Source organism: Actinoplanes sp. NPDC051861 (assembly GCF_040681145.1).
Taxonomy (GTDB): Bacteria; Actinomycetota; Actinomycetes; order Mycobacteriales; family Micromonosporaceae; genus Actinoplanes.
The window spans coordinates 313,072-336,049 of record NZ_JBFAYE010000006.1; the positions used below are offsets into that span (position 1 = coordinate 313,072).

The 22,978-nt window shown below is 69.8% G+C and carries 25 protein-coding genes; 20 read left to right on the forward strand and 5 right to left on the reverse strand.

The window, feature by feature from the left end; translation table 11 throughout:
• Positions 1 to 11 precede the first annotated feature (11 nt).
• Both aroC and AB0M02_RS20150 read left to right on the forward strand, forming a co-directional pair.
• The gene (gene aroC / locus AB0M02_RS20145) at positions 12 to 1,190 is read left to right on the forward strand and encodes a chorismate synthase (protein ID WP_364228777.1); all 1,179 of its coding nucleotides are present in this window, start codon (positions 12 to 14) and stop codon (positions 1,188 to 1,190) included.
• A complete protein-coding gene (locus AB0M02_RS20150; protein WP_364228779.1) occupies positions 1,190 to 1,693 on the forward strand; it encodes a shikimate kinase in 504 nt (167 codons plus the stop codon). Before aroC ends, AB0M02_RS20150 begins: the two co-directional genes overlap by 1 nt.
• Here the strand turns inward: AB0M02_RS20150 and AB0M02_RS20155 are convergent.
• Genes AB0M02_RS20155 through AB0M02_RS20170 form a run of 4 tightly spaced genes read right to left on the reverse strand, consistent with a single transcriptional unit; the run spans position 1,683 to position 4,096 of the window.
• The gene (locus tag AB0M02_RS20155; RefSeq protein WP_364228781.1) at positions 1,683 to 1,973 is read right to left on the reverse strand and encodes a hypothetical protein; all 291 of its coding nucleotides are present in this window, start codon (positions 1,971 to 1,973) and stop codon (positions 1,683 to 1,685) included. The genes AB0M02_RS20150 and AB0M02_RS20155 overlap by 11 nt on opposite strands.
• 7 nt (positions 1,974 to 1,980) lie before the next feature.
• Positions 1,981 to 2,547 (reverse strand): NACHT domain-containing protein, encoded by a 567-nt coding sequence (locus AB0M02_RS20160; RefSeq protein WP_364228967.1) that lies wholly within the window; start codon positions 2,545 to 2,547, stop codon positions 1,981 to 1,983.
• Positions 2,548 to 2,556: 9 nt separating this feature from the next.
• Complete coding sequence (locus tag AB0M02_RS20165; protein ID WP_364228783.1) at positions 2,557 to 3,372, reverse strand: hypothetical protein; 816 nt, start codon at positions 3,370 to 3,372, stop codon at positions 2,557 to 2,559.
• 16 nt (positions 3,373 to 3,388) lie between these two features.
• On the reverse strand, positions 3,389 to 4,096 hold the full coding sequence (locus tag AB0M02_RS20170) for a Clp protease N-terminal domain-containing protein (protein ID WP_364228785.1): 708 nt from the start codon (positions 4,094 to 4,096) through the stop codon (positions 3,389 to 3,391).
• Positions 4,097 to 4,155: 59 nt separating this feature from the next.
• On the opposite strand from AB0M02_RS20170, the gene aroB reads away from it, so the two are divergent.
• The 4 genes from aroB (at position 4,156) to nusB (ending at position 6,710) form a co-directional block, all read left to right on the forward strand.
• Complete coding sequence (aroB, locus tag AB0M02_RS20175; RefSeq protein ID WP_364228787.1) at positions 4,156 to 5,229, forward strand: 3-dehydroquinate synthase; 1,074 nt, start codon at positions 4,156 to 4,158, stop codon at positions 5,227 to 5,229.
• The gene (gene aroQ, locus AB0M02_RS20180; RefSeq protein WP_364228789.1) at positions 5,226 to 5,645 is read left to right on the forward strand and encodes a type II 3-dehydroquinate dehydratase; all 420 of its coding nucleotides are present in this window, start codon (positions 5,226 to 5,228) and stop codon (positions 5,643 to 5,645) included. Before aroB ends, aroQ begins: the two co-directional genes overlap by 4 nt.
• Before the next feature lie 73 nt (positions 5,646 to 5,718).
• Positions 5,719 to 6,276 carry an elongation factor P gene (gene efp / locus AB0M02_RS20185; protein ID WP_364228791.1) on the forward strand — a complete coding sequence of 186 codons (558 nt, stop codon included), beginning with the start codon at positions 5,719 to 5,721 and terminating at the stop codon, positions 6,274 to 6,276.
• On the forward strand, positions 6,276 to 6,710 hold the full coding sequence (nusB, locus tag AB0M02_RS20190; protein ID WP_364228792.1) for a transcription antitermination factor NusB: 435 nt from the start codon (positions 6,276 to 6,278) through the stop codon (positions 6,708 to 6,710). Before efp ends, nusB begins: the two co-directional genes overlap by 1 nt.
• A 353-nt stretch (positions 6,711 to 7,063) precedes the next feature.
• Here the strand turns inward: nusB and AB0M02_RS20195 are convergent, their stop codons facing one another.
• Positions 7,064 to 7,552, reverse strand: coding sequence for a transcriptional regulator (locus AB0M02_RS20195; RefSeq protein ID WP_014446326.1), 489 nt, complete (start codon positions 7,550 to 7,552; stop codon positions 7,064 to 7,066).
• Between the two features lie 290 nt (positions 7,553 to 7,842).
• Here AB0M02_RS20195 and pyrR point away from each other — a divergent pair, with 290 nt between their 5' ends.
• From pyrR to AB0M02_RS20265, 14 genes are all read left to right on the forward strand, one after another.
• A complete protein-coding gene (gene pyrR / locus AB0M02_RS20200) occupies positions 7,843 to 8,403 on the forward strand; it encodes a bifunctional pyr operon transcriptional regulator/uracil phosphoribosyltransferase PyrR (RefSeq protein ID WP_364228794.1) in 561 nt (186 codons plus the stop codon).
• Entirely contained in the window at positions 8,400 to 9,320 is a 921-nt protein-coding gene (locus AB0M02_RS20205) for an aspartate carbamoyltransferase catalytic subunit (protein WP_364228796.1), read from the forward strand. Before pyrR ends, AB0M02_RS20205 begins: the two co-directional genes overlap by 4 nt.
• Positions 9,317 to 10,582, forward strand: coding sequence for a dihydroorotase (locus AB0M02_RS20210; RefSeq protein ID WP_364228798.1), 1,266 nt, complete (start codon positions 9,317 to 9,319; stop codon positions 10,580 to 10,582). Before AB0M02_RS20205 ends, AB0M02_RS20210 begins: the two co-directional genes overlap by 4 nt.
• Positions 10,579 to 11,688 carry a glutamine-hydrolyzing carbamoyl-phosphate synthase small subunit gene (gene carA, locus AB0M02_RS20215; RefSeq protein WP_364228799.1) on the forward strand — a complete coding sequence of 370 codons (1,110 nt, stop codon included), beginning with the start codon at positions 10,579 to 10,581 and terminating at the stop codon, positions 11,686 to 11,688. Before AB0M02_RS20210 ends, carA begins: the two co-directional genes overlap by 4 nt.
• A gap of 5 nt (positions 11,689 to 11,693) precedes the next feature.
• Positions 11,694 to 15,008, forward strand: coding sequence for a carbamoyl-phosphate synthase large subunit (gene carB / locus AB0M02_RS20220; protein WP_364228800.1), 3,315 nt, complete (start codon positions 11,694 to 11,696; stop codon positions 15,006 to 15,008).
• Positions 15,005 to 16,033 (forward strand): quinone-dependent dihydroorotate dehydrogenase, encoded by a 1,029-nt coding sequence (locus tag AB0M02_RS20225; protein ID WP_364228802.1) that lies wholly within the window; start codon positions 15,005 to 15,007, stop codon positions 16,031 to 16,033. Before carB ends, AB0M02_RS20225 begins: the two co-directional genes overlap by 4 nt.
• Complete coding sequence (locus AB0M02_RS20230; RefSeq protein ID WP_364228804.1) at positions 16,030 to 17,304, forward strand: adenosylmethionine--8-amino-7-oxononanoate transaminase; 1,275 nt, start codon at positions 16,030 to 16,032, stop codon at positions 17,302 to 17,304. Before AB0M02_RS20225 ends, AB0M02_RS20230 begins: the two co-directional genes overlap by 4 nt.
• Positions 17,305 to 17,324: 20 nt before the next feature.
• Positions 17,325 to 18,155, forward strand: coding sequence for an orotidine-5'-phosphate decarboxylase (gene pyrF / locus AB0M02_RS20235; protein WP_364228806.1), 831 nt, complete (start codon positions 17,325 to 17,327; stop codon positions 18,153 to 18,155).
• A 171-nt stretch (positions 18,156 to 18,326) separates the two neighbouring features.
• Positions 18,327 to 18,644: an integration host factor, actinobacterial type gene (gene mihF / locus AB0M02_RS20240; protein ID WP_111654488.1), complete on the forward strand. Its 318-nt coding sequence runs from the start codon at positions 18,327 to 18,329 to the stop codon at positions 18,642 to 18,644.
• 32 nt (positions 18,645 to 18,676) lie between these two features.
• Complete coding sequence (gene gmk, locus AB0M02_RS20245; protein WP_364228807.1) at positions 18,677 to 19,276, forward strand: guanylate kinase; 600 nt, start codon at positions 18,677 to 18,679, stop codon at positions 19,274 to 19,276.
• A gap of 13 nt (positions 19,277 to 19,289) precedes the next feature.
• Positions 19,290 to 19,553, forward strand: a complete 264-nt coding sequence (gene rpoZ / locus AB0M02_RS20250; RefSeq protein ID WP_015623990.1) for a DNA-directed RNA polymerase subunit omega — start codon at positions 19,290 to 19,292, stop codon at positions 19,551 to 19,553.
• A gap of 124 nt (positions 19,554 to 19,677) precedes the next feature.
• Entirely contained in the window at positions 19,678 to 20,901 is a 1,224-nt protein-coding gene (gene coaBC / locus AB0M02_RS20255; protein WP_364228809.1) for a bifunctional phosphopantothenoylcysteine decarboxylase/phosphopantothenate--cysteine ligase CoaBC, read from the forward strand.
• A 45-nt stretch (positions 20,902 to 20,946) separates the two neighbouring features.
• Entirely contained in the window at positions 20,947 to 22,137 is a 1,191-nt protein-coding gene (metK, locus tag AB0M02_RS20260; protein ID WP_364228811.1) for a methionine adenosyltransferase, read from the forward strand.
• A 156-nt stretch (positions 22,138 to 22,293) separates the two neighbouring features.
• On the forward strand, positions 22,294 to 22,860 hold the full coding sequence (locus AB0M02_RS20265; protein ID WP_364228813.1) for a histidine phosphatase family protein: 567 nt from the start codon (positions 22,294 to 22,296) through the stop codon (positions 22,858 to 22,860).
• Positions 22,861 to 22,978 lie beyond the last annotated feature (118 nt).

Sequence of the window (22,978 nt, forward strand, 5' to 3'; positions counted from 1 at the left end):
GACTGTTTGCCGTGTTGCGCTGGCTAACCGCAGGTGAATCGCACGGACCGGCGCTCGTCGCGCTGCTGGAGGGTGTTCCCGCCGGGGTGGAGGTGACGAGTGCGGACATCACCCGTGACCTCGTGCGCCGCCGCCTGGGTTACGGGCGCGGCGCCCGGATGAAGTTCGAGCAGGACGAGATCGAGGTCATCGGCGGTGTCCGGCACGGGCTCACGCTGGGCAGCCCGGTCGCGATCCGCGTCGGCAACACCGAGTGGCCCAAGTGGGAGACCGTCATGGCGGCCGACCCGGTCGACCCGGACGAGCTCGCCGCGCAGGCCCGCAACGCGCCGCTGACCCGGCCCCGCCCCGGGCACGCCGACCTGGCCGGCATGCAGAAGTACGGGCACACCGACGCCCGCCCGATCCTGGAGCGCGCCAGCGCCCGGGAGACCGCGGCCCGCGTCGCCGTCGGTGTCGTCGCCAAAGCCCTGATCAAGCAGGCGCTCGGCATCGACATCGTCTCCCACGTGATCGAGCTCGGCTCGGTCGCCGCGAAACCCGGCCTCATCCCCACGCCGGACGACTTCGACCGCATCGACGCCGACCCGCTGCGCTGCCTCGACCCGGAGGCCAGCGCCCGCATGGTGGCCGAGGTCGACGCCGCCAAGCAGGACGCCGACACGCTCGGCGGCATCGTCGAGGTCCTCGCCTACAACGTGCCCCCGGGTCTCGGCTCGCACGTCCAGTGGGACCGCAAGCTCGACGCCCGCCTCGCCACCGCGCTCATGTCGATCCAGTCCGTCAAGGGCGTCGAGATCGGCGACGGCTTCACCCAGGCCCGCTCCCGCGGCTCGGTCGCCCACGACGAGATCATCCCGACCCCCGACGGCGTCCGCCGCATCACCGACCGCGCCGGCGGCCTCGAGGGCGGCATCACCAACGGCGAGCCGCTGCGTGTCCGCGCCGCCCTCAAACCGATCTCCTCGCTGAACCGCGCCCTGCAGACCGTCGACATCGTCACCGGCGAACCCGCCACCGCGATCAACCAGCGCTCCGACGTCTGCGCGGTCCCGGCCGGCGCCGTCGTCGCCGAGGCGATGGTCGCCCTGGTCCTCGCCGAGGCCGCCACCGAGAAGTTCGGCGGCGACTCGGTCACCGAGATCCGCCGCAACCTGACGTCCTACCTGGACGCCCTGGTGATCCGCTAGTGGCGCCGGCCGTGGTCCTGGTCGGCGTGATGGGCGCCGGCAAGACCACCGTCGGCGAGGCGGTCGCGTCGCAACTCGACCTCCCGTTCGCCGACACCGACACCATCATCGAGACCCGAGCCGGCAAACCCATCCCCGAAATCTTCGTCGACGACGGCGAACCGGCGTTCCGAGCCTTGGAGCGCCAGGTCGTGGCAGAGACGCTGGACTCTTTCGAGGGCGTCCTCGCGCTCGGCGGCGGCGCCATCCTCGACGACGGCACGCGAAAGCTGCTCGCGGATCACACCGTGGTCTTCCTGACTGTGGGCCTGACGGATGCCCTGAAGCGCGTGGGGATGGGCGCGGGCCGGCCGCTGCTTGCACTGAACCCCCGGGCGACCCTGAAGTACCTGATGGATCAGCGGAAACCGCTGTATCTGGAGGTCGCCACCCACACGATCGCGACCGACGGCCGCGAGCCGGAGGAGATCGCCGCCGAGGTCGTCACCCTCCTCAGCGCCTGACTCCGGCTCGTAGGACCTGGACCGTATCCGGCAGGTCCTCAGTGCCGACGACCCTCTGCCCGTGGGAAAGCTCCACCCTCAACGGCCCTCCGGCCCAGTCGCGCAACGCGGTGAGGTCGATCGGTTCCGACCAGGAGCCGAGGATGACTCGCTCCAGCTTCGAGCAGCGCACGAGCAGCGCGACATCGATCTCGGAGTCGTGGAAGAGCCTGACGTCGCGCACACTTTCCGGCAGACGGATGGTCGCGAAGAGCACAGGATCGTCGGCCGTGATAATCACGGGACGGTCAGATCCGGCAGATGGCCATCCGGTCGGGCGGCAGATGAGTCTGCCGGTCGAGGTTGAGGGCGCAGAGCATCGCCGCCATGAGCGGGCTCCCGGCCAGGCGGTAGAGATGCTGGCTGGCCGCCAGCTTGTTCTCGTATCTGACGAGCTCCACGGCGGGGGACGGCAGCGACGGTGATGTGCGTGCGGCCCGGTGCCATTGATCGATCAGTGCGCGCACGTCGGCCGGGGCCAGGCGTTCCGGCGTGAGCGAGTCGAAGCCGTCAGCCTCCAGCCAGCGCACCGGAGCCGCCGGCGGCCGTGACGTGACGACCACCAGCATCTCCGGAAAGGCGGCGAGAAGGTCGCGCAGCCAGGTGCGAACCCGGGGGCGGCGTTCGATCGGCAGCTCGTCCACGCCGTCCACGAGAAGCAGGGCCCGTCCGCCAGCCAGTTGCTCGGACACCCACGAACCGGGCATCGACGCGATGATCGGGTCGGCGACGCCGGTGAGGAACTGCTCGGGCGCGGTGATCGCCAGCCATTGCAGCAGTGTGGACTTGCCGCCGCCGGCCTCACCGCGGATCAGCGTCCGGGATCAGGCGGCGAGCGCCTGCTCGACTCGCTCCGAGCCGGTGCCGTCCCGGTTGGCGTGGCGCAGCATGGCGGGATCCCAGAGGGCCTGACCACCGCGAGCCGGGCCGTCGTCGCCGCTGACCGAGAGGCTGATGTAGGCGACGTCGAGTGTGGTCCGCGGCCGGAACTGGGTGTCCAGGCCGACCAGTTCGAGGGCGTTCAGTTTGCGTGCCAGGAAGTCGAGGTAGACCGGCAGGAAGTCGCCGGTGTCCGGCACTGCCACCGTGAGTTTCGCCAGCGCTGCAGACATCAGGTCGGTGACCTCGGACAGTCGGGTGAGGATTTCCACCTGGGTGCGGGCGGTGAACGGCGCTGTCTGGACCACGAACTGGGTGAAGCAGCGGGCGCAGTCGTCGAGCGCTACCTCGTAGAGGCGTTCGCCGAGTTCGGAGAGGTCGGCCGGTGGCGCCGACCCGCGCAGCAGTTGGGTCAGGCGGGCCGGGTCGAGGTTGGTGGTGAAGAGGGCGTCGTCGGTCAGGTCGGAGCGGTTGAAGGTGTCGGCGACGGCGTCGAGGGCGGACGTCACCTCGTGGTCGGGCAGGGCGGCGAAGCGGGTCCTGATCAGGGGCTTCAGGCGTTCCGCGACCTCGTCCACGACGGCTTCGATCTCGCGTTCGCCGCGGCGGCGAGTGAACTCGTCGACGGCGCGGGAGCGCAGGAGGGTGCTGAGGGGCAGGGTGCGTTCGCGGTCGTGGCGGCGGCCGCCCAGCCAGCGGGTGAACAGGGGCGTGACGACCGCGCGGCCGACGTTGAGGAGAGCCGTTTCGATACCGCTCACCCCGCGAATGTATCGATCAGTTCAGGCGGCTTTCCAGTCGCTCGATGCGCTGGATCAGGGGTGCCAGTTCGGCGCGGACGGCGTTCAGTAGGGCTGGTGCCTGGGTGCCGCCGGTGGTTGCCTGCAGGTGGGCGTAGCCGGCCAGGGCGGCCGCGACCGTACGCCTGGCGGCCTTGCCGTCGACGGCGCGGGAGCGGAGCAGGTCGCCGGCGGTGCCGTCGGGTTCGGCGGCCAGGCCGACGAGCAGGTGTTCGCAGCCGACGTAGTTGTGGCCGAACCCGATCGCCTCCCCGACGCTGAGTTCGAGGGCCAGCGCGGCGGCCGAGCTGAAACGCAGTCCGCCCTCGACACCCGCGGGCTCGGCCCCCGACGGTGCGGTCAGCGACGACGGGGCGACGTCCATCGCGGTGAGGACCTGCAGGCCCAGGTTCTGGCCTTCGGCGAGCATGCCGTGCAGCAGGTCGCCGGTGGTGACCGAGCCGGCGCCGTTCTCCTGGGCGCGCCGCACCGCCAGCGTCAGCACGGTGACCAGCCGCGCGGTGAAGCTGGGCAGCCGCTCGGCGAGCCAGGCCGGGTCGAGTTCGTCGAGGACGGCCTGGCGGATCGTGGTGATCCGGCGTACCGCCTGGTCCAGGGCTCGCTGGCAGATCGGGGAGACCGGCAGCCCGGTGTCGCGGACGGCGTCGGCCAGGTCGTCGGGGAGGTACACGTTGATTTTCGGCATGGAAAGTTTGTAACCCGTCCGGGGTTATCTGTATATAACCCCAAGGGCGAGCCGATAGGGTGACCGCCGTGGTTACACGGATTCCGGTGGCGGGCGACCGTCCGTATGACGTGATCGTCGGCCGCGGCCTCGACGGGGAGCTGCCCGGCCTTCTCGACGGTGCGGCGCGGGTCGCCGTGCTCTACCCGGCACCGCTGCGCGAGCGCGCCGAGGCGGTCGCGAAGGCGTCCGGTGCCGCGACGGTGGTGCCGATCGAGGTGCCCGACGCCGAGCGCGGCAAGTCGATCGAGGTGGCCGCCCGCTGCTGGGACGAGCTCGGCGCGGCCGGCTTCACGCGTACCGATGTGGTGGTGGGTGTCGGTGGCGGAGCGACCACCGACCTGGCCGGTTATGTCGCCGCGGCCTGGCTGCGCGGGGTCCGCTGGATCCCGGTCGCCACGTCGGTGGCCGGCATGGTGGACGCGGCGGTGGGCGGCAAGACGGCCGTCAACATCGCCGCCGGCAAGAACCTGGTCGGCGCGTTCCACCCGCCGTCCGGTGTGATCTGCGACCTGGACGCCCTGGAGACGCTGCCGGCCGAGGACATCGGCGCCGGGCTGGCCGAGGTGGTCAAGGGCGGGTTCATCGCCGACCCGCGGATCCTGGAGCTGATCGAGGCCGACCCGGACGCGGCCCGGGACCCGCGCGGCGACGTGTTGCGCGAGCTGGTGGAACGCAAGATCCGGGTGAAGGCGCACGTGGTGGGCGTCGACCTCAAGGAGTCCGGGCTGCGGGAGATCCTCAACTACGGGCACACGCTCGGGCACGCGATCGAGCGGCGCGAGAAGTACACGTGGAAGCACGGGCATGCGATCTCGGTGGGGCTCGTCTTCGCGGCCGAGCTGGGGCGCCTCACCGGGCGGCTGGACGGCGCCACCGCCGACCGGCACAGGTCGATCCTGGAAAAACTCCGGCTGCCCACGGCGTACGATAAAAATGCCTGGACCGATCTCCTGCCCGCCATGCGCGTCGACAAGAAGGCCCGGGCAGCGACGTTGCGTTTCGTGGTTCTCGATGGCCTGGCGAAGCCGGGCATCCTCACCGGACCGGACGAGGACATGCTGCGCGAGGCCTACCGGGCGGTGGCCCGATGATCTACGTGCTGAACGGGCCGAACCTCGGCCGCCTCGGCCTGCGTGAGCCGGGGATCTACGGCTCGGCGACATACAAGGACCTGGTCGAGATGTGCCAGACCGTCGCCGAGGACCTCGGGCTGACCGTCGAGGTGCGCCAGACCAACGCCGAGCACCAGATGCTGGAGTGGCTCTACCAGGCCGCCGACGAGGGCGCCGACGTGGTGCTCAACCCGGGCGCCTGGACCCACTACAACTACGCGGTCCGGGACGCCTGCGCGATGCTGCGCGGCAAACTGGTCGAGGTGCACATCTCGAACATTCACACCCGAGAGGAATTTCGCCACCATTCGGTGATTTCCGCCGTGGCGACCGGGGTGATCGCGGGGCTCGGCTTCGACGGGTATCGCCTGGCCCTGGAGCACATCGCCAGGTAGGGCCGATTCGCTCCGCACACCCGCCCGCCGGTAGACTCGTTCGGTCACCGACACGCGAAGATTTAGGCAGGACATGGCTTCCACGAACGACCTCAAGAACGGCCTGGTGCTCAACCTCGACGGTGAGCTGTGGGCCGTCGTCGAATTCCAGCACGTCAAGCCGGGCAAGGGGCCGGCGTTCGTGCGCACCACGCTGAAGCACGTGCTGTCCGGCAAGGTCGTGGACAAGACCTTCAACGCCGGCACCAAGGTCGAGACCGCGACCGTCGACAAGCGGACGATGCAGTACCTGTACCAGGACGGCGAGGACTTCGTCTTCATGGACCTGGACACCTACGACCAGATCCACGTGCAGGGCGGCACCGTCGGCGAGAACGCCAACTACCTGCTCGCCGAGGCCGAGGCCACCGTCGCGCTGCACGAGGGCGTCCCGCTCTACATCGAGCTGCCGACCAGCGTGTTCCTCGAGGTCACCTACACCGAGCCGGGCCTGCAGGGCGACCGCTCCACCGGCGGCACCAAGCCCGCCACCGTCGAGACCGGCGCCACCGTCCAGGTCCCGCTCTTCATCACCACCGGCGAGAAGATCAAGGTCGACACCCGCGACGGCCGCTACCTCGGCCGCAGCTGATGGCCGAAGGTCCCAAGAAGGAACGGCTCGCGCGTCGCAAGGCCCGCAAGCGAGCGCTGGACGTCCTCTTCGAGGCCGACATGCGTGACCTGCCGCCGAGCCAGGTGCTGGTCACCTACCTGGACCGGATCGCCAAGCCGCACCCCGAGCACCTGACCTACGCGGTCACCCTCATCGAGGGCGTCGGCAAGCACCTGGACCGCGTCGACGAGCTGATCGCGAGCTACGCCGAGGGCTGGACCATCGACCGCATGCCCGTCGTCGACCGCAATCTGGCCCGCATCGCCGTCTACGAGCTCCTCTACGAGCCGGAGATCGACGACCCGGTGGCGATCACGGAAGCGGTCGAGCTGGCGCGCGAGATGTCCACGGATGACAGCCCGCGCTTCCTGAACGGCTTGCTGGATCGGATCGCGGCTTTCGCCACCCGCTGATCGTTCTGAACGGTCCGGACCGTTTTTGGTCCGGGCCGTTTCGCTTTTCCGGTACGCGCTACGCGCCGGCAAAAGCGAACACCCATACCCGTGGCTAAACGCGATGTGAGCGCGGGGTCAAGGCCGCAGGGCCCCGCCGGGACACCTGCATCGGTCACGGCCGTGGCAGGGCTGGGGACGACGCAGAGCGACGGCCGAGGAGGCGACTCCGGTCACTCGGCGTTGTCGGCTCGGGCAGTTGGCCGATCTTGCCCCGGGATACGACAGCGGGGCGGGAAAGGTTCACGGGCACACGAAAGCCCGCGCCGGGGGGCGACGCGGGCTTACGGGGGGCGTTACGTTTGGTGCGAAATTCAGCTGGCGAAGAACGCGCGCGGGTCGGCGACCAGGACACCCTGCTCGGTCAGGCGCTCGATGAGGCCGGACGGCGAGATGTCGTAGACGATGGCGAGCGCGCGCAGGTCGTCAGCGCGGATGGAGAGGACGCGGCCGTTGTAGTCGCCGCGTTGCTGCTGGATGGCTCGCGCGTACCGCGCCACGTAAGCGAGGTCCTCGCCCGTGGTGTCGTACAGCTTCTCGAGGTCCAGCACGATCTTGTTGGTCGCCTCCAGGCGGATGCCACTGCCGTCGGGCAGCAGCTCGGAGACGGGCACACGGTAGAAGTCGGCCAGCTCGGCAAGGCGCGACACGGTGACCGCGCGGTCACCGCGCTCGTACGAGCCGACCACGACCGCCTTCCAGCGGCCGTTGGACTTCTCTTCGACACCCTGCAGGGACAGGCCCTGCTGCTGGCGGATGGAGCGCAGACGAGCGCCCAGCGACTTCGCGTACTCAGACGGCATACGGACACTCCCGGTACTGTTCCGGCCCGTGAGGGTTCTTTCCCCACGGATCGCTACGCTGCGTGACGGTACGGAGTTTGCGACCGCCGGTCAAGTGCTGGTTACCGATGAGTCGTCGAGCCCGTACCAAAGTTCCCTGCCTCCGGGCCGTTTCGGGTCAGGCACGTCACGATGGTCAACGCCGCGTCCACTGGTAACGTAGCGTCAGCCATACGGTCGGCCCCTCGCGGGGTCGGCCGGAAAGACGTCCTTTAACGACCCGTCCCGTGAGGCGGGGAAGGAGGTCCGCCGTGGCACAGCCACGCGCAGACGCGCCCAGCAAGATCATTTTGGCGGATTCCGACCTGCATCGGGTCGTCGACCGCATCGCTCATCAAATTCTCGAGAAGACCTCGGGCGCCACCGGCACCGTGCTGCTCGGCATCCCGACCCGGGGCGTCCCGCTCGCGCACCGCCTCGCCGCCCGGATCCGCGCCTTCGAGGGCGTCGAGGTGCCGGTGGGTTCCCTCGACATCACGCTCTACCGCGACGACCTGCGGATGCGTGCCACCCGCGCGCTCGGCAAGACCGAGATGCCCAGCGGCGGCATCGACGGCCTGCGGGTCATCCTCGTCGACGACGTGCTCTTCTCCGGCCGGTCCGTGCGGGCCGCCCTCGACGCACTCAACGACGTCGGCCGGCCCAGTTCGGTCCAGCTCGCGGTCCTGGTCGACAGGGGCCACCGGCAGCTGCCGATCCGCGCCGACTACGTCGGCAAGAACATCCCGACCGCGCTCAGCGAGAGCGTCAAGGTGGCGCTCACCGAGGTGGACGGCGCCGACGAGGTCAAGCTGATCGGAGGACTCCGGTGATCAAGCACCTGCGCTCGGCCGCGGACCTGGACGCCGCCACGGCCACGCTGATCCTCGACACCGCCGAGGAGATGGCGTCGCTGTCCGGCCGCGAGGTCAAGAAGCTTCCCGCGCTGCGCGGCCGCACTGTGGTCAACCTCTTCTACGAGGACTCCACGCGTACCCGAATCTCTTTCGAGGCCGCCGCCAAGCGCCTCTCCGCCGACGTCATCAACTTCTCGGCCAAGGGTTCCAGCGTGTCCAAGGGCGAGAGCCTGAAGGACACCGCGCTGACCCTGCAGGCCATGGGCGCCGACGCCGTGGTGATCCGTCACTCGGCCAGCGGCGCGCCGCACCGGCTGGCCGGGTGGGTGGACGGCTCGGTCGTCAACGCCGGCGACGGCACCCACGAGCACCCCACGCAGGCGCTGCTCGACGCGTTCACGATGCGCTCCCGCCTGGGCCGCCTCGACGGCCTGCGCGTCGCGATCGTGGGCGACGTCCTGCACAGCCGGGTCGCCCGCTCGAACGTTCTGCTGCTGACCACGCTCGGCGCCCACGTGACGCTCGTGGGCCCGCCCACGCTGATCCCGCTCGACGTCGCGGCCGCTCTGTCCGAGAAGACCCAGGTCTCCTACGACCTGGACGCGGTGCTGCCGGACAGCGACGTGGTGATGATGCTGCGCGTGCAGACCGAGCGCATGCAGGACTCCTACTTCCCGTCCGCCCGCGAGTACAGCCGCCGGTACGGCCTCGACATGCAGCGCATGCGGAGGCTCCCGGAGCACGCGATCGTCATGCACCCCGGCCCGATGAACCGGGGCATGGAGATCGCTCCCGAGGTGGCCGACTCACCCCGCTCCACCATCGTCGAACAGGTCGCCAACGGCGTCAGCGTCCGGATGGCCGTCCTCTACCTGCTTTTGGGAGGCAAGTGATGGCGTACCTGCTCAAGGGCGTCTCGATCCTCGGCGCCCAGCCGACCGACCTTTTCATCAAAGACGGCATTATTTCCGATGAGCCGGACAACCAGGCCGAAGTGATCGACGCCGCCGGACTGGTCGCTCTGCCCGGACTCGTGGACGTGCACACCCACCTGCGCGAGCCCGGCCGCGAGGACGCCGAGACGGTCGAGACCGGTTCACGGGCCGCTGCGCTGGGCGGATACACCGCGGTCTGCGCGATGGCGAACACCTCACCGGTCGCCGACACGGCAGGCGTGGTCGAGCAGGTCTGGCGCCTGGGTCGCGAGGCCGGCCTGGTCGACGTCCAGCCGATCGGCGCGGTCACGGTCGGCCTGGCCGGCAAGCAGATGGCCGAGCTGGGCGCGATGGCGACCTCCGCGGCCAACGTGCGGATCTTCTCCGACGACGGGTTCTGTGTGGCCGACCCGAAGCTGATGCGCCGCGCCCTGGAGTACGTGAAGGCGTTCGACGGTGTCATCGCCCAGCACGCCGAGGAGCCGCGGCTCACCGAGGGCGCGCAGATGCACGAGGGCGAGGTCAGCACCCGGCTCGGTCTGACCGGCTGGCCCGCGGTGGCCGAGGAGGCGATCATCGCCCGGGACGTGCTGCTCGCCGAGCACGTCGGCAGCCGCCTGCACGTCTGCCACGTGTCCACCGCCGGTTCGGTCGAGGTGCTGCGCCAGGCGAAGGCCCGCGGCGTCCGGGTGACCGCCGAGGTGACCCCGCATCATCTCCTGCTCACCGACGAGCTCGCGGCGGGTTACGACCCGGTTTTCAAGGTCAACCCCCCATTGCGTACGCGAGCCGACGTCGAAGCCCTCCGCCAGGCTCTGCTGGACGGCGTCATCGACGTGGTCGCCACCGATCACGCCCCGCACGCGGTCCAGGACAAGGAATGCGAGTGGTCGTACGCCCGGCCCGGCATGCTGGGACTGGAGACCGCGCTGCCGATCGTGCTCAGCGTCTTCGGTGAGAACTGGGACCTGATCGCCGACCGGATGTCGATCGCACCGGCCCGCATCGCCGGGCTCGACAGTCACGGTGGCGAGCTGACGGCCGGTTCGCCGGCCAACCTGACGCTGGTGGACCCGTCCGCCCGGCGGGTCGTGGACCCGGCCGAGCTGGCGAGCCGCAGCCGCAACACGCCGTACGCGGGTATGACCCTGCCCGGTCGCATCGTGGCGACCTTCCTGCGGGGAGAACCGACGGTTCTGGACGGGAAGGCTGTCAAGTGAGCTCGAAAGCGATCCTTGTTCTGGAGGACGGCCGGACCTTCACCGGCGCTTCCTACGGCGCAACCGGGGAGACGTTCGGCGAGGCGGTGTTCACCACCGGCATGACCGGATACCAGGAGACGCTGACCGACCCGTCGTACCACCGGCAGGTCGTGGTGCAGACCGCACCGCAGATCGGCAACACCGGCGTCAACGACGAGGACGACGAGTCGGACCGGATGTGGGTGGCCGGTTACGTCGTCCGCGACCCGGCCCGCCGCCCCTCGAACTGGCGCTCCACCGGTGACCTGGGCGAGCGCCTGTCCGCCGAGGGCGTGGTCGGCATCAGCGGGATCGACACCCGCGCGCTGACCCGGCACCTGCGCGAGCGGGGCGCCATGCGGGTCGGCGTGTCGAGCCTCGATCTGGACCCGCAGTCGCTGCTGGAGCGGGTGCGCACCGCGCCGCAGATGCTCGGCGCCGACCTCTCCGCCGAGGTCACCACGAAGGCGGTCTACACCGTCGAGGCCGTGGGACAGCACCGCTACACCGTGGCCGCCCTCGACCTGGGCATCAAGCGCAACGTGGCCCGCCGGCTCGCCGAGCGCGGCGTCACCACGCACATCTTCCCGGCCTCGTCGAGCATCGACGACCTGCTCAAGGTCAGCCCGGACGCGGTGTTCTTCTCGCCCGGCCCCGGCGACCCGGCCACCGCCGACGGCCCGGTGAACCTGGCCCGCGAGGTGATGCGCCGCGAGGTGCCGCTGTTCGGCATCTGCTTCGGCAGCCAGATCCTCGGCCGGGCGCTCGGCTTCGGGACCTACAAGCTCGGGTACGGCCACCGCGGCATCAACCAGCCGGTGCTCGACAGGACCACCGGCAAGGTCGAGGTCACCAGCCACAACCACGGTTTCGCCGTGGACGCCCCGCTGAACACCGTGATCGACACCGACTTCGGCGGTGTCGAGGTCTCCCATGTCTGCCTCAACGACAACGTGGTCGAGGGCCTGCGGGGCATCGACGTGCCCGCGTTCACCGTCCAGTACCACCCCGAGGCCGCCGCCGGCCCGCACGACGCGGACTACCTGTTCGACCGCTTCGTAGAGCTCGTGGAAAAGAAGGGCTGACCCACATGCCGAAGCGTGAAGACCTCAAACACGTCATGGTGATCGGGTCCGGCCCGATCGTCATCGGACAGGCCTGCGAGTTCGACTACTCCGGCACCCAGGCCTGCCGGGTGCTGCGCGCGGAGGGCATCCGGGTCTCCCTGGTCAACTCCAACCCGGCCACGATCATGACCGACCCGGAGTTCGCCGACGCCACCTACGTCGAGCCGATCACCCCCGAGTTCGTCGAGCTGGTCATCGCCAAGGAGCGCCCGGACGCGATCCTGCCCACGCTGGGCGGCCAGACCGCGCTGAACACCGCGATCGCGCTGCACGAGAACGGCGTGCTGGAGAAGTACGGCGTCGAGCTGATCGGCGCCAACGTCGACGCCATCCGCAAGGGCGAGGACCGGCAGCTCTTCAAGGAAATCGTCGCCAAGGCCGGCGGCGAGACCCCGCGCTCGCGGGTCTGCCACTCGATGGACGAGGTCAACGACACGGTCGCCGAGATCGGGCTGCCGGTCGTCATCCGGCCCTCGTTCACCATGGGCGGCCTCGGCTCCGGCATGGCGCACACGCCCGAGGACCTGGAGCGGATCGCCGGCGCCGGCCTGGCCGCCTCCCCGGTGCACGAGGTGCTCATCGAGGAGAGCGTGCTCGGCTGGAAGGAGTACGAGCTCGAGCTGATGCGCGACAAGCACGACAACGTCGTGGTCGTCTGCTCGATCGAGAACGTCGACCCGATGGGCGTGCACACCGGCGACAGCGTCACCGTGGCACCGGCCATGACCCTGACCGACCGCGAGTACCAGCGGCTGCGCGACCTGGGCATCGCGGTGCTGCGCGAGGTCGGCGTGGACACCGGCGGCTGCAACATCCAGTTCGCGATCAACCCGGACAACGGCCGTCTCATCGTCATCGAGATGAACCCGCGGGTCTCCCGGTCCTCGGCGCTGGCGTCGAAGGCCACCGGCTTCCCGATCGCCAAGATCGCCGCGAAGCTGGCCATCGGCTACACCCTCGACGAGATCCCCAACGACATCACGCTCAAGACGCCGGCCGCCTTCGAGCCGGCCCTCGACTACGTGGTCGTCAAGATCCCGCGGTTCGCGTTCGAGAAGTTCCCGGGCGCGGACAAGGAGCTCACCACCACGATGAAGTCGGTCGGCGAGGCGATGAGCCTGGGCCGCAACTTCGCCGAGGCGCTCAACAAGGCCATGCGCTCGATGGAGACCAAGGCCGCCGGGTTCTGGACCGCGCCGACGTTCGAGACCGTGGACGAGGCTCTGGAGGCGCTGCGCGTACCGCACGACGGCCGGCTCTACACGGTCGAGGCGGCGCTGCGGCTCGGCGCGACGGTCGAGCAGGTGCACGAGGCCAGCGGGCGGATCGACCCGTGGTTCCTCGACGAGATCCAGGCCCTGGTGGACCTGCGCACCGAGATCCTGGACTCCCCGGTTCTCGACGAGGAACTGCTGCGCCGGGCCAAGCGGTCGGGGCTCTCCGACCGGCAACTCGCGGTGCTGCGCCCCGAGCTTTCGGGCGAGGCGGGGGTACGCGCGCTGCGCCACCGCCTCGGCATCCGCCCCGTGTACAAGACCGTGGACACGTGCGCCGCCGAGTTCGAGGCGAACACCCCGTACCACTACTCGTCGTACGACGAGGAGACCGAGGTGGCGCCGAGCGACCGGCCCAAGGTGCTCATCCTGGGCTCGGGGCCGAACCGGATCGGGCAGGGCATCGAGTTCGACTACTCGTGTGTGCACGCGGTCCAGGCGCTGCGTGCGGCCGACTACGAGACCGTCATGGTCAACTGCAACCCGGAGACGGTCTCCACCGACTACGACACCGCTGACCGGCTCTACTTCGAGCCGCTCACCTTCGAGGACGTCCTCGAGGTGTTCCACGCCGAGGACAGCTCCGGGAAGGCCGCCGGCGGCCCCGGTGTGATCGGCGTGATCGTCCAGCTGGGCGGGCAGACGCCGCTCGGCCTGGCCGACCGCCTCAAGGCGGCGGGTGTGCCGATCGTCGGCACCTCGCCCGAGTCGATCGACCTGGCCGAGGACCGCGGGCTGTTCGGCGCGGTCCTGAACGAGGCGGGGCTGCGCGCGCCCGACCACGGCACCGCCACGAGCTTCGAGGGCGCCAAAGCGATCGCCGACGCGATCGGCTACCCGGTGCTGGTCCGCCCGTCGTACGTGCTGGGCGGCCGGGGCATGGAGATCGTCTACGACGAGCCGACGCTCAAGGGCTACATCGAGCGGGCCACCGAGATCTCGCCGGACCACCCGGTGCTGGTCGACCGGTTCCTCGACGACGCCATCGAGATCGACGTGGACGCGCTCTGCGACGCGGACGGCGAGGTCTACCTGGGCGGCGTCATGGAGCACATCGAGGAGGCCGGCATCCACTCCGGCGACTCGGCCTGCTCGCTGCCGCCGATCAACCTGGCCGCGCCGCACCTGGCCGAGGTGCGCCGCTACACCGAGGCGATCGCCCGCGGTGTCGGGGTGCGGGGCCTGCTCAACGTCCAGTACGCGCTCAAGGACGAGACCCTCTACGTGCTGGAGGCGAACCCTCGGGCGTCGCGGACCGTGCCGTTCGTCTCCAAGGCGACCGCGGTGCCGCTCGCCAAGGCGGCCGCCCGGATCATGCTGGGCGCCACGATCGCGGAGCTGCGCGCCGAGGGCATGCTGCTGCCCACCGGCGACGGCGGCACCACGCCGGCCAACGCGCCGATCGCGATCAAGGAGGCGGTGCTGCCGTTCAAGCGGTTCCGCACCCTCTCCGGCAAGAACGTCGACAGCCTGCTCAGCCCGGAGATGAAGTCGACCGGCGAGGTGATGGGCATCGACGCGGGCTACGGGCAGGCGTTCGCCAAGTCGCAGGCCGCCGCGTACGGCTCGCTGCCGACCAGCGGCAAGGTCTTCGTCTCGGTGGCCAACCGGGACAAGCGGTCGATGATCTTCCCGGTGAAGCGGCTCGCGGACCTGGGCTTCACGATCGTCACCACGGCCGGCACGGGCGAGGTGCTGCGGCGGTACGGCATCGACTGCGAGGTCGTCCCGAAGCACTACGAGGATCCGAGCAGGAAGAACGCGGTCGAGCTGATCCTGGCCGGCGAGATCTCGCTGATCATCAACACCCCGCAGGGCTCGGGCGCGAGCGCCCGCCTCGACGGGTACGAGATCCGCAGCGCCGCCGTCACCGCCGACGTCCCGAGCATCACCACGGTCCCGGGTGCCGCCGCCGCCGTGATGGGCATCGAGGCCCTGATGCGCGGTGACATGACCGTCCGGCCTCTGCAGGACCTGCACAAGGCTCTGCGGGGCAACGAGTGAACCTGTTCAGCGACGCCGTCCGGCCGGTGCTGTTCCGGCTGGGCGGCGGGGACGCCGAGCACGCCCACGAGTGGACGCTGAAGCGGCTCGCCGCGCTGCCCACGCCGGCCCTGGCCGCGCTGCGCCGCCGGTACGCCTTCTCCGCGCCGGTGGAGGTGTTCGGCGTCCGGTTCCCGAACCGGGTCGGTCTGGCGGCGGGCATGGACAAGAACGGGGTCGCGCTGCCCGCGTGGCCCGCGCTGGGGTTCGGCTTCGTCGAGGTCGGCACGGTCACCGCCAAGCCGCAGCCCGGCAACGACCGCCCGCGGCTGTTCCGGCTCCGGGACAGCGAGGCGATCATCAACCGGATGGGCTTCAACAACGAGGGCGCCGCGGCTCTGGCCGAGCGACTGGCCGCCCTCGGCCCGCTGCCGGTCCCGCTGGGCGTCTCCCTCGGCAAGTCCAAGGTCACCCCGCTCGAGGACGCCGTCGACGACTACCTGACGTCGTACCGGCTGCTGCACCCGTACGCCGACTACATCGCGGTGAACGTCTCCTCGCCGAACACGCCGGGCCTGCGCACCCTGCAGGACCGGGACTCGATCGCGGCGCTCCTGAAGGCGCTGAGCGGCCCGGTGCCGGTGCTCGTGAAGATCGCCCCGGACCTGACCGAGCCGGCCATCGCCGACCTCCTGGAGGTCTGCCTGGAGCACGGCGCGGCCGGCCTGATCGCCACCAACACCACCCTCGCCCGGGACGGTCTCGCCGAGTCCGACCAGCACCTGGCCGCCGAGGCCGGCGGCCTGTCCGGCAAGCCGCTCACCGAGCGGTCCCGGCAGGTGGTCAAGTTCGTGCACGACCAGACCGGCGGGCGCCTCCCGATCATCGGGGTCGGCGGCGTCATGTCGGCTGACGACGCGAAACGACTGCTCGACGCGGGCGCCTCGCTGGTGCAGCTCTACAGCGGCTTCATCTACCGGGGCCCGGATCTCGTGCGGTCGGTCGCCCGCAGCGCCCGCCCGATCCGTTCCCACCGCGCCCGGTGAGCCCGGTCGAGCGCGATCTGCTGGCGCTCGACCGGGCGCACGTCTGGCATCCCTACGGGCCGATGCCCGGCCGCAGCGAGCCGTACCTGGTGGAGAGCGCCGAGGGGGTGCGGCTGCGGCTGGCCGGCGGCCTCGAGGTGGTGGACGGGATGTCGTCGTGGTGGGCGGCGATCCACGGGTACCGGCACCCGGTCCTCGACGCGGCCCTGGCCGAGCAGGCCGGGCGGATGAGCCACGTGATGTTCGGCGGGCTCACCCACGAACCGGCGATCACGCTCGCCGCCACCCTGGTCGAGCTCACCCCGCCCGGCCTGGAGCACGTCTTCCTCTGCGACTCCGGCTCGGTCGGCGTCGAGGTGGCGATCAAGATGGCGCTGCAGGCGCAGCGGGCCCTCGGACGGCCCGGCCGGCAGCGGCTCGGGACCTGGCGTGGCGGATATCACGGCGACACGTTCCACCCGATGAGCGTCTGCGACCCGGTGGGCGGCATGCACGCGCTCTGGACCGGTGTGCTGCCCGCACAGGTCTTCGCCGGGCCGCCACCGGCCGAGTTCGACGAGGCGTACGCCACCGAGCTGACCACGATGATCGAGCGGCACGCGGACGAGCTGGCCGCGGTGATCGTCGAGCCGGTGGTACAGGGCGCGGGCGGGATGCGGTTCCACCATCCGGAGTACCTGCGGGTCCTGCGGGAGGCGACGGCCGCGCACGGGATCTTCCTGATCCTCGACGAGATCGCCACCGGGTTCGGGCGGACCGGGCGGTTCTTCGCGGCCGAGCACGCCGGGATCAGCCCGGACATCATGTGCCTCGGCAAGGCGCTGACCGGGGGATACCTGACGCTGGCGGCGACGCTGTGCACCGCGGAGGTGGCGTCGGCGATCTCGGCCGGTGACGGTGGCGGCCTGGCGCACGGCCCGACCTTCATGGGCAACCCGCTCGCCTGTGCCGTGGCGAACGCCTCACTCGGGCTCCTCGCCGACGGGGGGTGGGCTTCTCGCGTACCCCTCATGGAAAGCCGTCTGAAAGACGGCCTGGAACCGCTCCGCGCCGAGCGAGGTGTCGCGGACGTGCGTGTTCTCGGCGCGATCGGTGTCGTCCAGATGGACCACGACGTGGATCTGCCGAAGGCGACCGCGGCCGCTGTCGCCGAAGGGGTCTGGCTGCGCCCGTTCCGGGACCTGATCTACACGATGCCGCCCTTCGTGGCGGACGACGACGACCTGGCCCGCATTACCGCGGGAATCGCCGCCGCGGTGGCGGCTAGCTGACACGGAAGAGGGAAATCTTCATGGAGACCTTCGGCGAACGCCTTTCCGCGGCCGTGGCGGACCGCGGGCCGCTCTGTGTGGGCATCGACCCGCACGCCTCGCTCCTCGCCCGATGGGGCCTCTCCGACGACCTCGCCGGCCTGGAACGCTTCGCCCGTACGGTGGTCGACGCGCTGGCCGATCGGGTGGCTGTTCTGAAGCCGCAGTCCGCGTTTTTTGAGAGATTTGGGTCACGTGGCATCGCTATTCTTGAGTCAACTATCCGACAGTCGCGAGAGGCCGGCGCTCTTGTCCTTCTCGATGTGAAACGTGGCGACATCGGCTCGACGATGGCCGCGTACGCGTCCGCATATCTGGATCCGGCGAGTTCTCTGCGTGCCGACGCGATTACTGTGAGTCCCTATCTCGGGGTCGGCTCTCTGCAGCCGGCGTTCGACCAGGCGGCCGCTCACGGGGGCGGAGTCTTCGTCCTCGCGTTGACCTCGAACCCCGAGGGGCCGTCCGTCCAGCACGCCGTCACGGCGTCCGGAAAAACCGTGGCGCAAACGGTTGTAGACGAGATTTCGCAGGTCAACGCGGGTGCGCGGCCGATCGGCAGCCTCGGCCTGGTCGTCGGCGCGACGATCGGCGAGACCGGCCACGACCTCTCCAAGATCAACGGACCGCTGCTCTCGCCGGGCCTCGGAGCGCAGGGCGCCACCCCCGCCGACCTGCGCGCGGTCTTCGGCGAAAGCCTGCGGAACGTGTTGCCCTCGTACTCACGCGAGGTCCTCGCCGCGGGCCCCGAAATCGCTGCTCTGCGGGCCGCGACGAGCCGCGTTCTGGACGACTGCCGAGCCGCCCTCGGGTGAAACGGCCTGGTTACCGGCGCGGGTGCGGGGGTACCCCGACGTTGCCGAAACCGCCGTTGACCGCTAGTTTTCCGGGCGCCGGGAACCACATGCCCCTTTGGTTCCCTGGCACACCACGTTTCACAAAGCGCCGGTATTGCTACCAGCGCGATAGGGACCTGAGGAGAACTGGTGCCGCTCCCGTCACTGAGCCCCGAACAGCGCCAAGCTGCGCTGGAGAAGGCCGCGGAAGTTCGCAAGGCTCGGGCTGAGCTCAAGGAACAGCTCAAGTCCGGGAAGACCACCCTCGCCGCCGTGCTCGACCGCGCGGAGGGGGACGAGGTCGTCGGCAAGCTGAAGGTCTCGGCCGTGCTTCAGGCGCTGCCGGGCATCGGCAAGATCCGCGCGACGCAGATCATGGAGAAGCTGAAGATCGCCGAGAGCCGCCGGCTCCGGGGTCTCGGCGACCAGCAGCGGAAGGCCCTCCTGGGGGAGTTCGCTGCGAACTGACTCACCGGCTCGTGTAGGAATGAGCCGTGAGCATGGATGACGACGCGCGCCCGGCAGCCCGACTCACCGTCCTGTCCGGCCCCTCAGGGGTCGGGAAGGACAGCGTGATCGAGCTGATCCGGGCGCGCTCGCCTTGGATCAGGCTGTCCGTGTCGGTGACGACCCGTAAGAAACGGGACTACGAGACCGACGGAGAGCATTACCACTTCGTGACCCGGTCCGAGTTCCAGCGCCTGATCGACGGCGGGCAGCTGCTGGAGTGGGCGGAATTCGCGGGCAACCTCTACGGGACGCCGCGGGCACAGGTCGAGGGCTGGCTCCAACAGGGCCGGCCCGTTTTGCTGAAGATCGACCTTCAGGGCGCCAGGCAGGTCCGTGCGGCGATGGCGGACGCGCAGCTGGTGTTCCTGGCCCCGCCCAGCGTCGAGGAGCTCAAGCGCCGTCTCATCGGCCGGGGCACCGACGACGAGGAGACGATCGCCCGCCGCCTGCACCACGCGGACGAAGAAATGGCTGCTGAGGCCGAGTTCGACGTCACCGTCGTGAACGACTTCGTCGAGCGTGCGGCGGACGAACTGGTAGGCTTGCTCGGTTCGTCATATTTGACGCCGGCCCAAGCTCACGATCATTAAGGATTTCACCACAGTGGGAACCATCGCGAACCCCGAAGGCATCACCAACCCGCCTATCGACGAGCTGCTCGACAAGACCTCGTCGAAGTACTCGCTGGTGATCTTCGCGGCCAAGCGCGCCCGCCAGGTCAACGCCTACTACAGCCAGCTCGGTGAGGGCCTCCTCGAGTACGTCGGTCCCCTGGTTGAGACCACGCCGCAGGAGAAGCCTCTCTCCATCGCGATGCGCGAGATCAACGCGGGCCTGCTGACCGCCGAGGCGACCGACAACCCGTAAGACGGCTGCGGTCGCTGAGCGTGACCGCCTCTCACCATCGCGCTACGCACTCTTGGTCCCGCGTCCCAGATAATGGGCGCGGGACCAATTGTTATCTGGGGTCGATCCGTTACGGAGGGTGTTCGTGGCCGAGGTTGTTCTTGGGGTCGGCGGGGGGATCGCCGCTTACAAGGCCTGTGAGTTGCTGCGGCTGTTCACCGAGTCGGGGCACGGGGTGCGGGTGGTGCCGACGGCGTCGGCGCTGAAGTTCGTGGGGGAGCCGACGTGGGCGGCGCTCAGCGGGCGGCCGGTGGTCACCGAGGTGTGGGAGGACGTGCACGAGGTGCCGCACGTGGCGATCGGGCGGGCGGCGGAGCTGGTCGTGGTGGCGCCGGCGACGGCGGACCTGCTGGCCAAGGCGGCGCACGGGATCGCGGACGACCTGCTGACGAACACGCTGCTCACGGCCACGTGCCCGATCGTGTACGCGCCGGCGATGCACACCGAGATGTGGGAGAACCCGGCGACGAGGGCGAACGTGGCGACGCTGCGGGCACGCGGGGCGATCGTGATCGAGCCCGCGGTGGGCCGGCTCACCGGTACGGACACCGGGAAGGGCCGTCTGCCGGATCCCTCCGCCATCTTCGAGTTCGCTCTACGCGTACATCGAAGGGGTGTTGATCTTGATCTTGATCTTGATGGCCGCCATGTGGTGGTGACGGCGGGTGGGACGCGGGAGCCGCTCGATCCGGTGCGATTCCTCGGAAACCGGTCGTCCGGCAAGCAGGGCTACGCGCTGGCGAAATCGGCGCTGGCCCGGGGCGCGCGAGTGACGCTGATCGCCGCGAACGTCGCGTTGCCCGACCCGGCCGGAGCCGACCTGATCCGTGTCGGCACCACCGAGGAGCTGCGAAAAGCCACGGTGGAGGCGGCCGCTTCGGCGGACGTGGTGGTGATGGCGGCGGCGCCGGCGGACTTCCGGCCCGAGGCCGTCGCGACGCAGAAGATCAAGAAGACCGACGACGGGAAGCCCTCTCCGATCGTGCTGAGCACGAACCCGGACATCGCCGCTGAACTGGGCGCGGGCAAGCGCCCCGGTCAGGTGCTGGTTGCATTCGCGGCCGAGACTCACGACGCTCTTGAACACGCACGTGCCAAGCTGGTGAGGAAACGTGCAGACCTGATCGTCGTTAACGAGGTGGGTCCGGACCTGGTGTTCGGCCAGGATCGGAACACGGTCACGCTGCTGGGCGCCGACGGTGCCACCGAGGCTCTCGGCGAACTGCCGAAAGGCGATGTGGCGGATAGGATATTCGACCACGTCGTGGCACGGCTGGATGCCCAGGTCCGTGACGCCCGGCAGGGCTGACTACACTTCCGCGTTACGTTGTATTCGACAAATCTGAGGAGCACCGTGGCACGCCGCCTGTTCACCTCCGAGTCGGTCACGGAAGGCCACCCGGACAAGATCGCTGACCAGATCAGCGACGGCATTCTCGACGCCCTGCTGGCGCAGGACCCGCGCAGCCGCGTCGCGGTGGAGACCCTGATCACCACCGGCCAGGTGCACGTGGCGGGTGAGGTCACCACCCAGGCGTACGCCGACATCCCGAGCATCGTGCGCGACACCATCCTGCGCATCGGTTACGACTCGTCGAAGAAGGGCTTCGACGGCGCCTCCTGCGGCGTGAGCGTCTCCATCGGCTCGCAGTCGCCGGACATCGCGCAGGGCGTCGACAGCGCCATCGAGCTGCGTTCCGGTGACAGCGAGCACGTCCTGGACGCGCAGGGCGCCGGCGACCAGGGCATGATGTTCGGCTTCGCCTGCTCGGAGACGCCCGAGCTGATGCCGCTGCCGATCGCGCTCGCGCACCGGCTGGCCCGCCGGCTGTCCGCCGCCCGCAAGGACGGCACCATCCCCTACCTGCGTCCGGACGGCAAGACCCAGGTCACGATCGAGTACGACGGTCTGCGCCCCGTCCGCCTCGACACGGTCGTCGTCTCGTCGCAGCACGCCGCGGACATCTCCCTGGAGTCGCTGCTGACCCCGGACGTCCGCGAGCACGTCATCGCGCCCGAGCTGGAGGGCCTCGGCCTGGACACCGAGGGCTACCGCCTGCTGGTGAACCCGACCGGCCGCTTCGAGATCGGCGGCCCGATGGGCGACGCCGGCCTGACCGGCCGCAAGATCATCGTGGACACCTACGGTGGCTACGCCCGCCACGGCGGCGGCGCCTTCTCCGGCAAGGACCCGTCCAAGGTGGACCGCTCCGCGGCGTACGCGATGCGCTGGGTCGCCAAGAACGTGGTCGCCGCGGGCCTCGCCGAGCGCTGCGAGACCCAGGTTGCCTACGCGATCGGCAAGGCGCACCCGGTGTCGCTGTTCGTCGAGACGTTCGGCACCGAGAACGTCCCGGTCGAGCGGATCGAGAAGGCGATCAACGAGGTGTTCGACCTGCGGCCGGCCGCGATCATCCGCGACCTGGACCTGCTGCGGCCGATCTACCAGCAGACCGCCGCCTATGGTCACTTCGGCCGTGAGCTGCCGGATCTCCGCTGGGAGAGCACGGACCGCGCGCAGGACCTGAAGAACGCCGCTTCCTAGGCTGTTTCATGTGACCGGCGTTCCCTCCTGGGGGAGCGCCGGTCACTTTTTTGGGTCATTCCAAAACTCTGTGACCTCGGCATGATCCGTCTGGTTGCCGTTTGCGTGTTTGTTCGCATGAGAGTTCAGGGTGGTTCTGGCGGCTACTCTTCGGCGATGACGGCTGTTCAGGGTGAACGGGTGATCATCGTCCGGCACGCGATGCCGAAGGTCGATCCGGAGGTGCCGTCGGATCGGTGGCCCCTCGCGTGGGACAGCCGGGTCGCCGCCCGGCTGCTGCGGCTGCACGTCAGCCATCCGGCCTACTACGTCTCCAGCACGGAGCCGAAGGCCGCGCAGACGATGCAGGAGATCGCCGGCGCGCAGCGGGTCGTGACCGACGCGGATCTGGTCGAGGTTCATCGGCCGCATGTGTGGTTCTCGCACGAGGAGGAGTACCACGCGGCGGCGCTCGCGTATGCGGGCGGGGTCTGCCCGGAGGGGTGGGAACCGCAGTCGGAGGTGGTGTCGCGCTTCGACGCGGCGGTGGTCCGGCATGCGGCGGAGGCTGCGGGGCGCGGGCGCACTCTGGTGATCGGTACGCATGGGCTCGCTCCTACGGTGTGGATGGCGAGCAGGTATCAGCTTGATCCTGATCCGGCGGGGTTCTGGTCGGAGTTGCGGTTTCCTGATGTTGTGGAGATCGATCTGCGGACTGAGCGGGTTAGTTGTTTGGCGCACTGAGCCGCCGCGCTTCCTGTTCCTGCGTCGCCCCGCCTCGCCCCCGCCTCGCCCCGCCCTGCCTCGCCCCGCTCTGGCCTGCCCCGGCTCGCTCCGCTCCGGCTTGCCCCGGCTCGTCCCG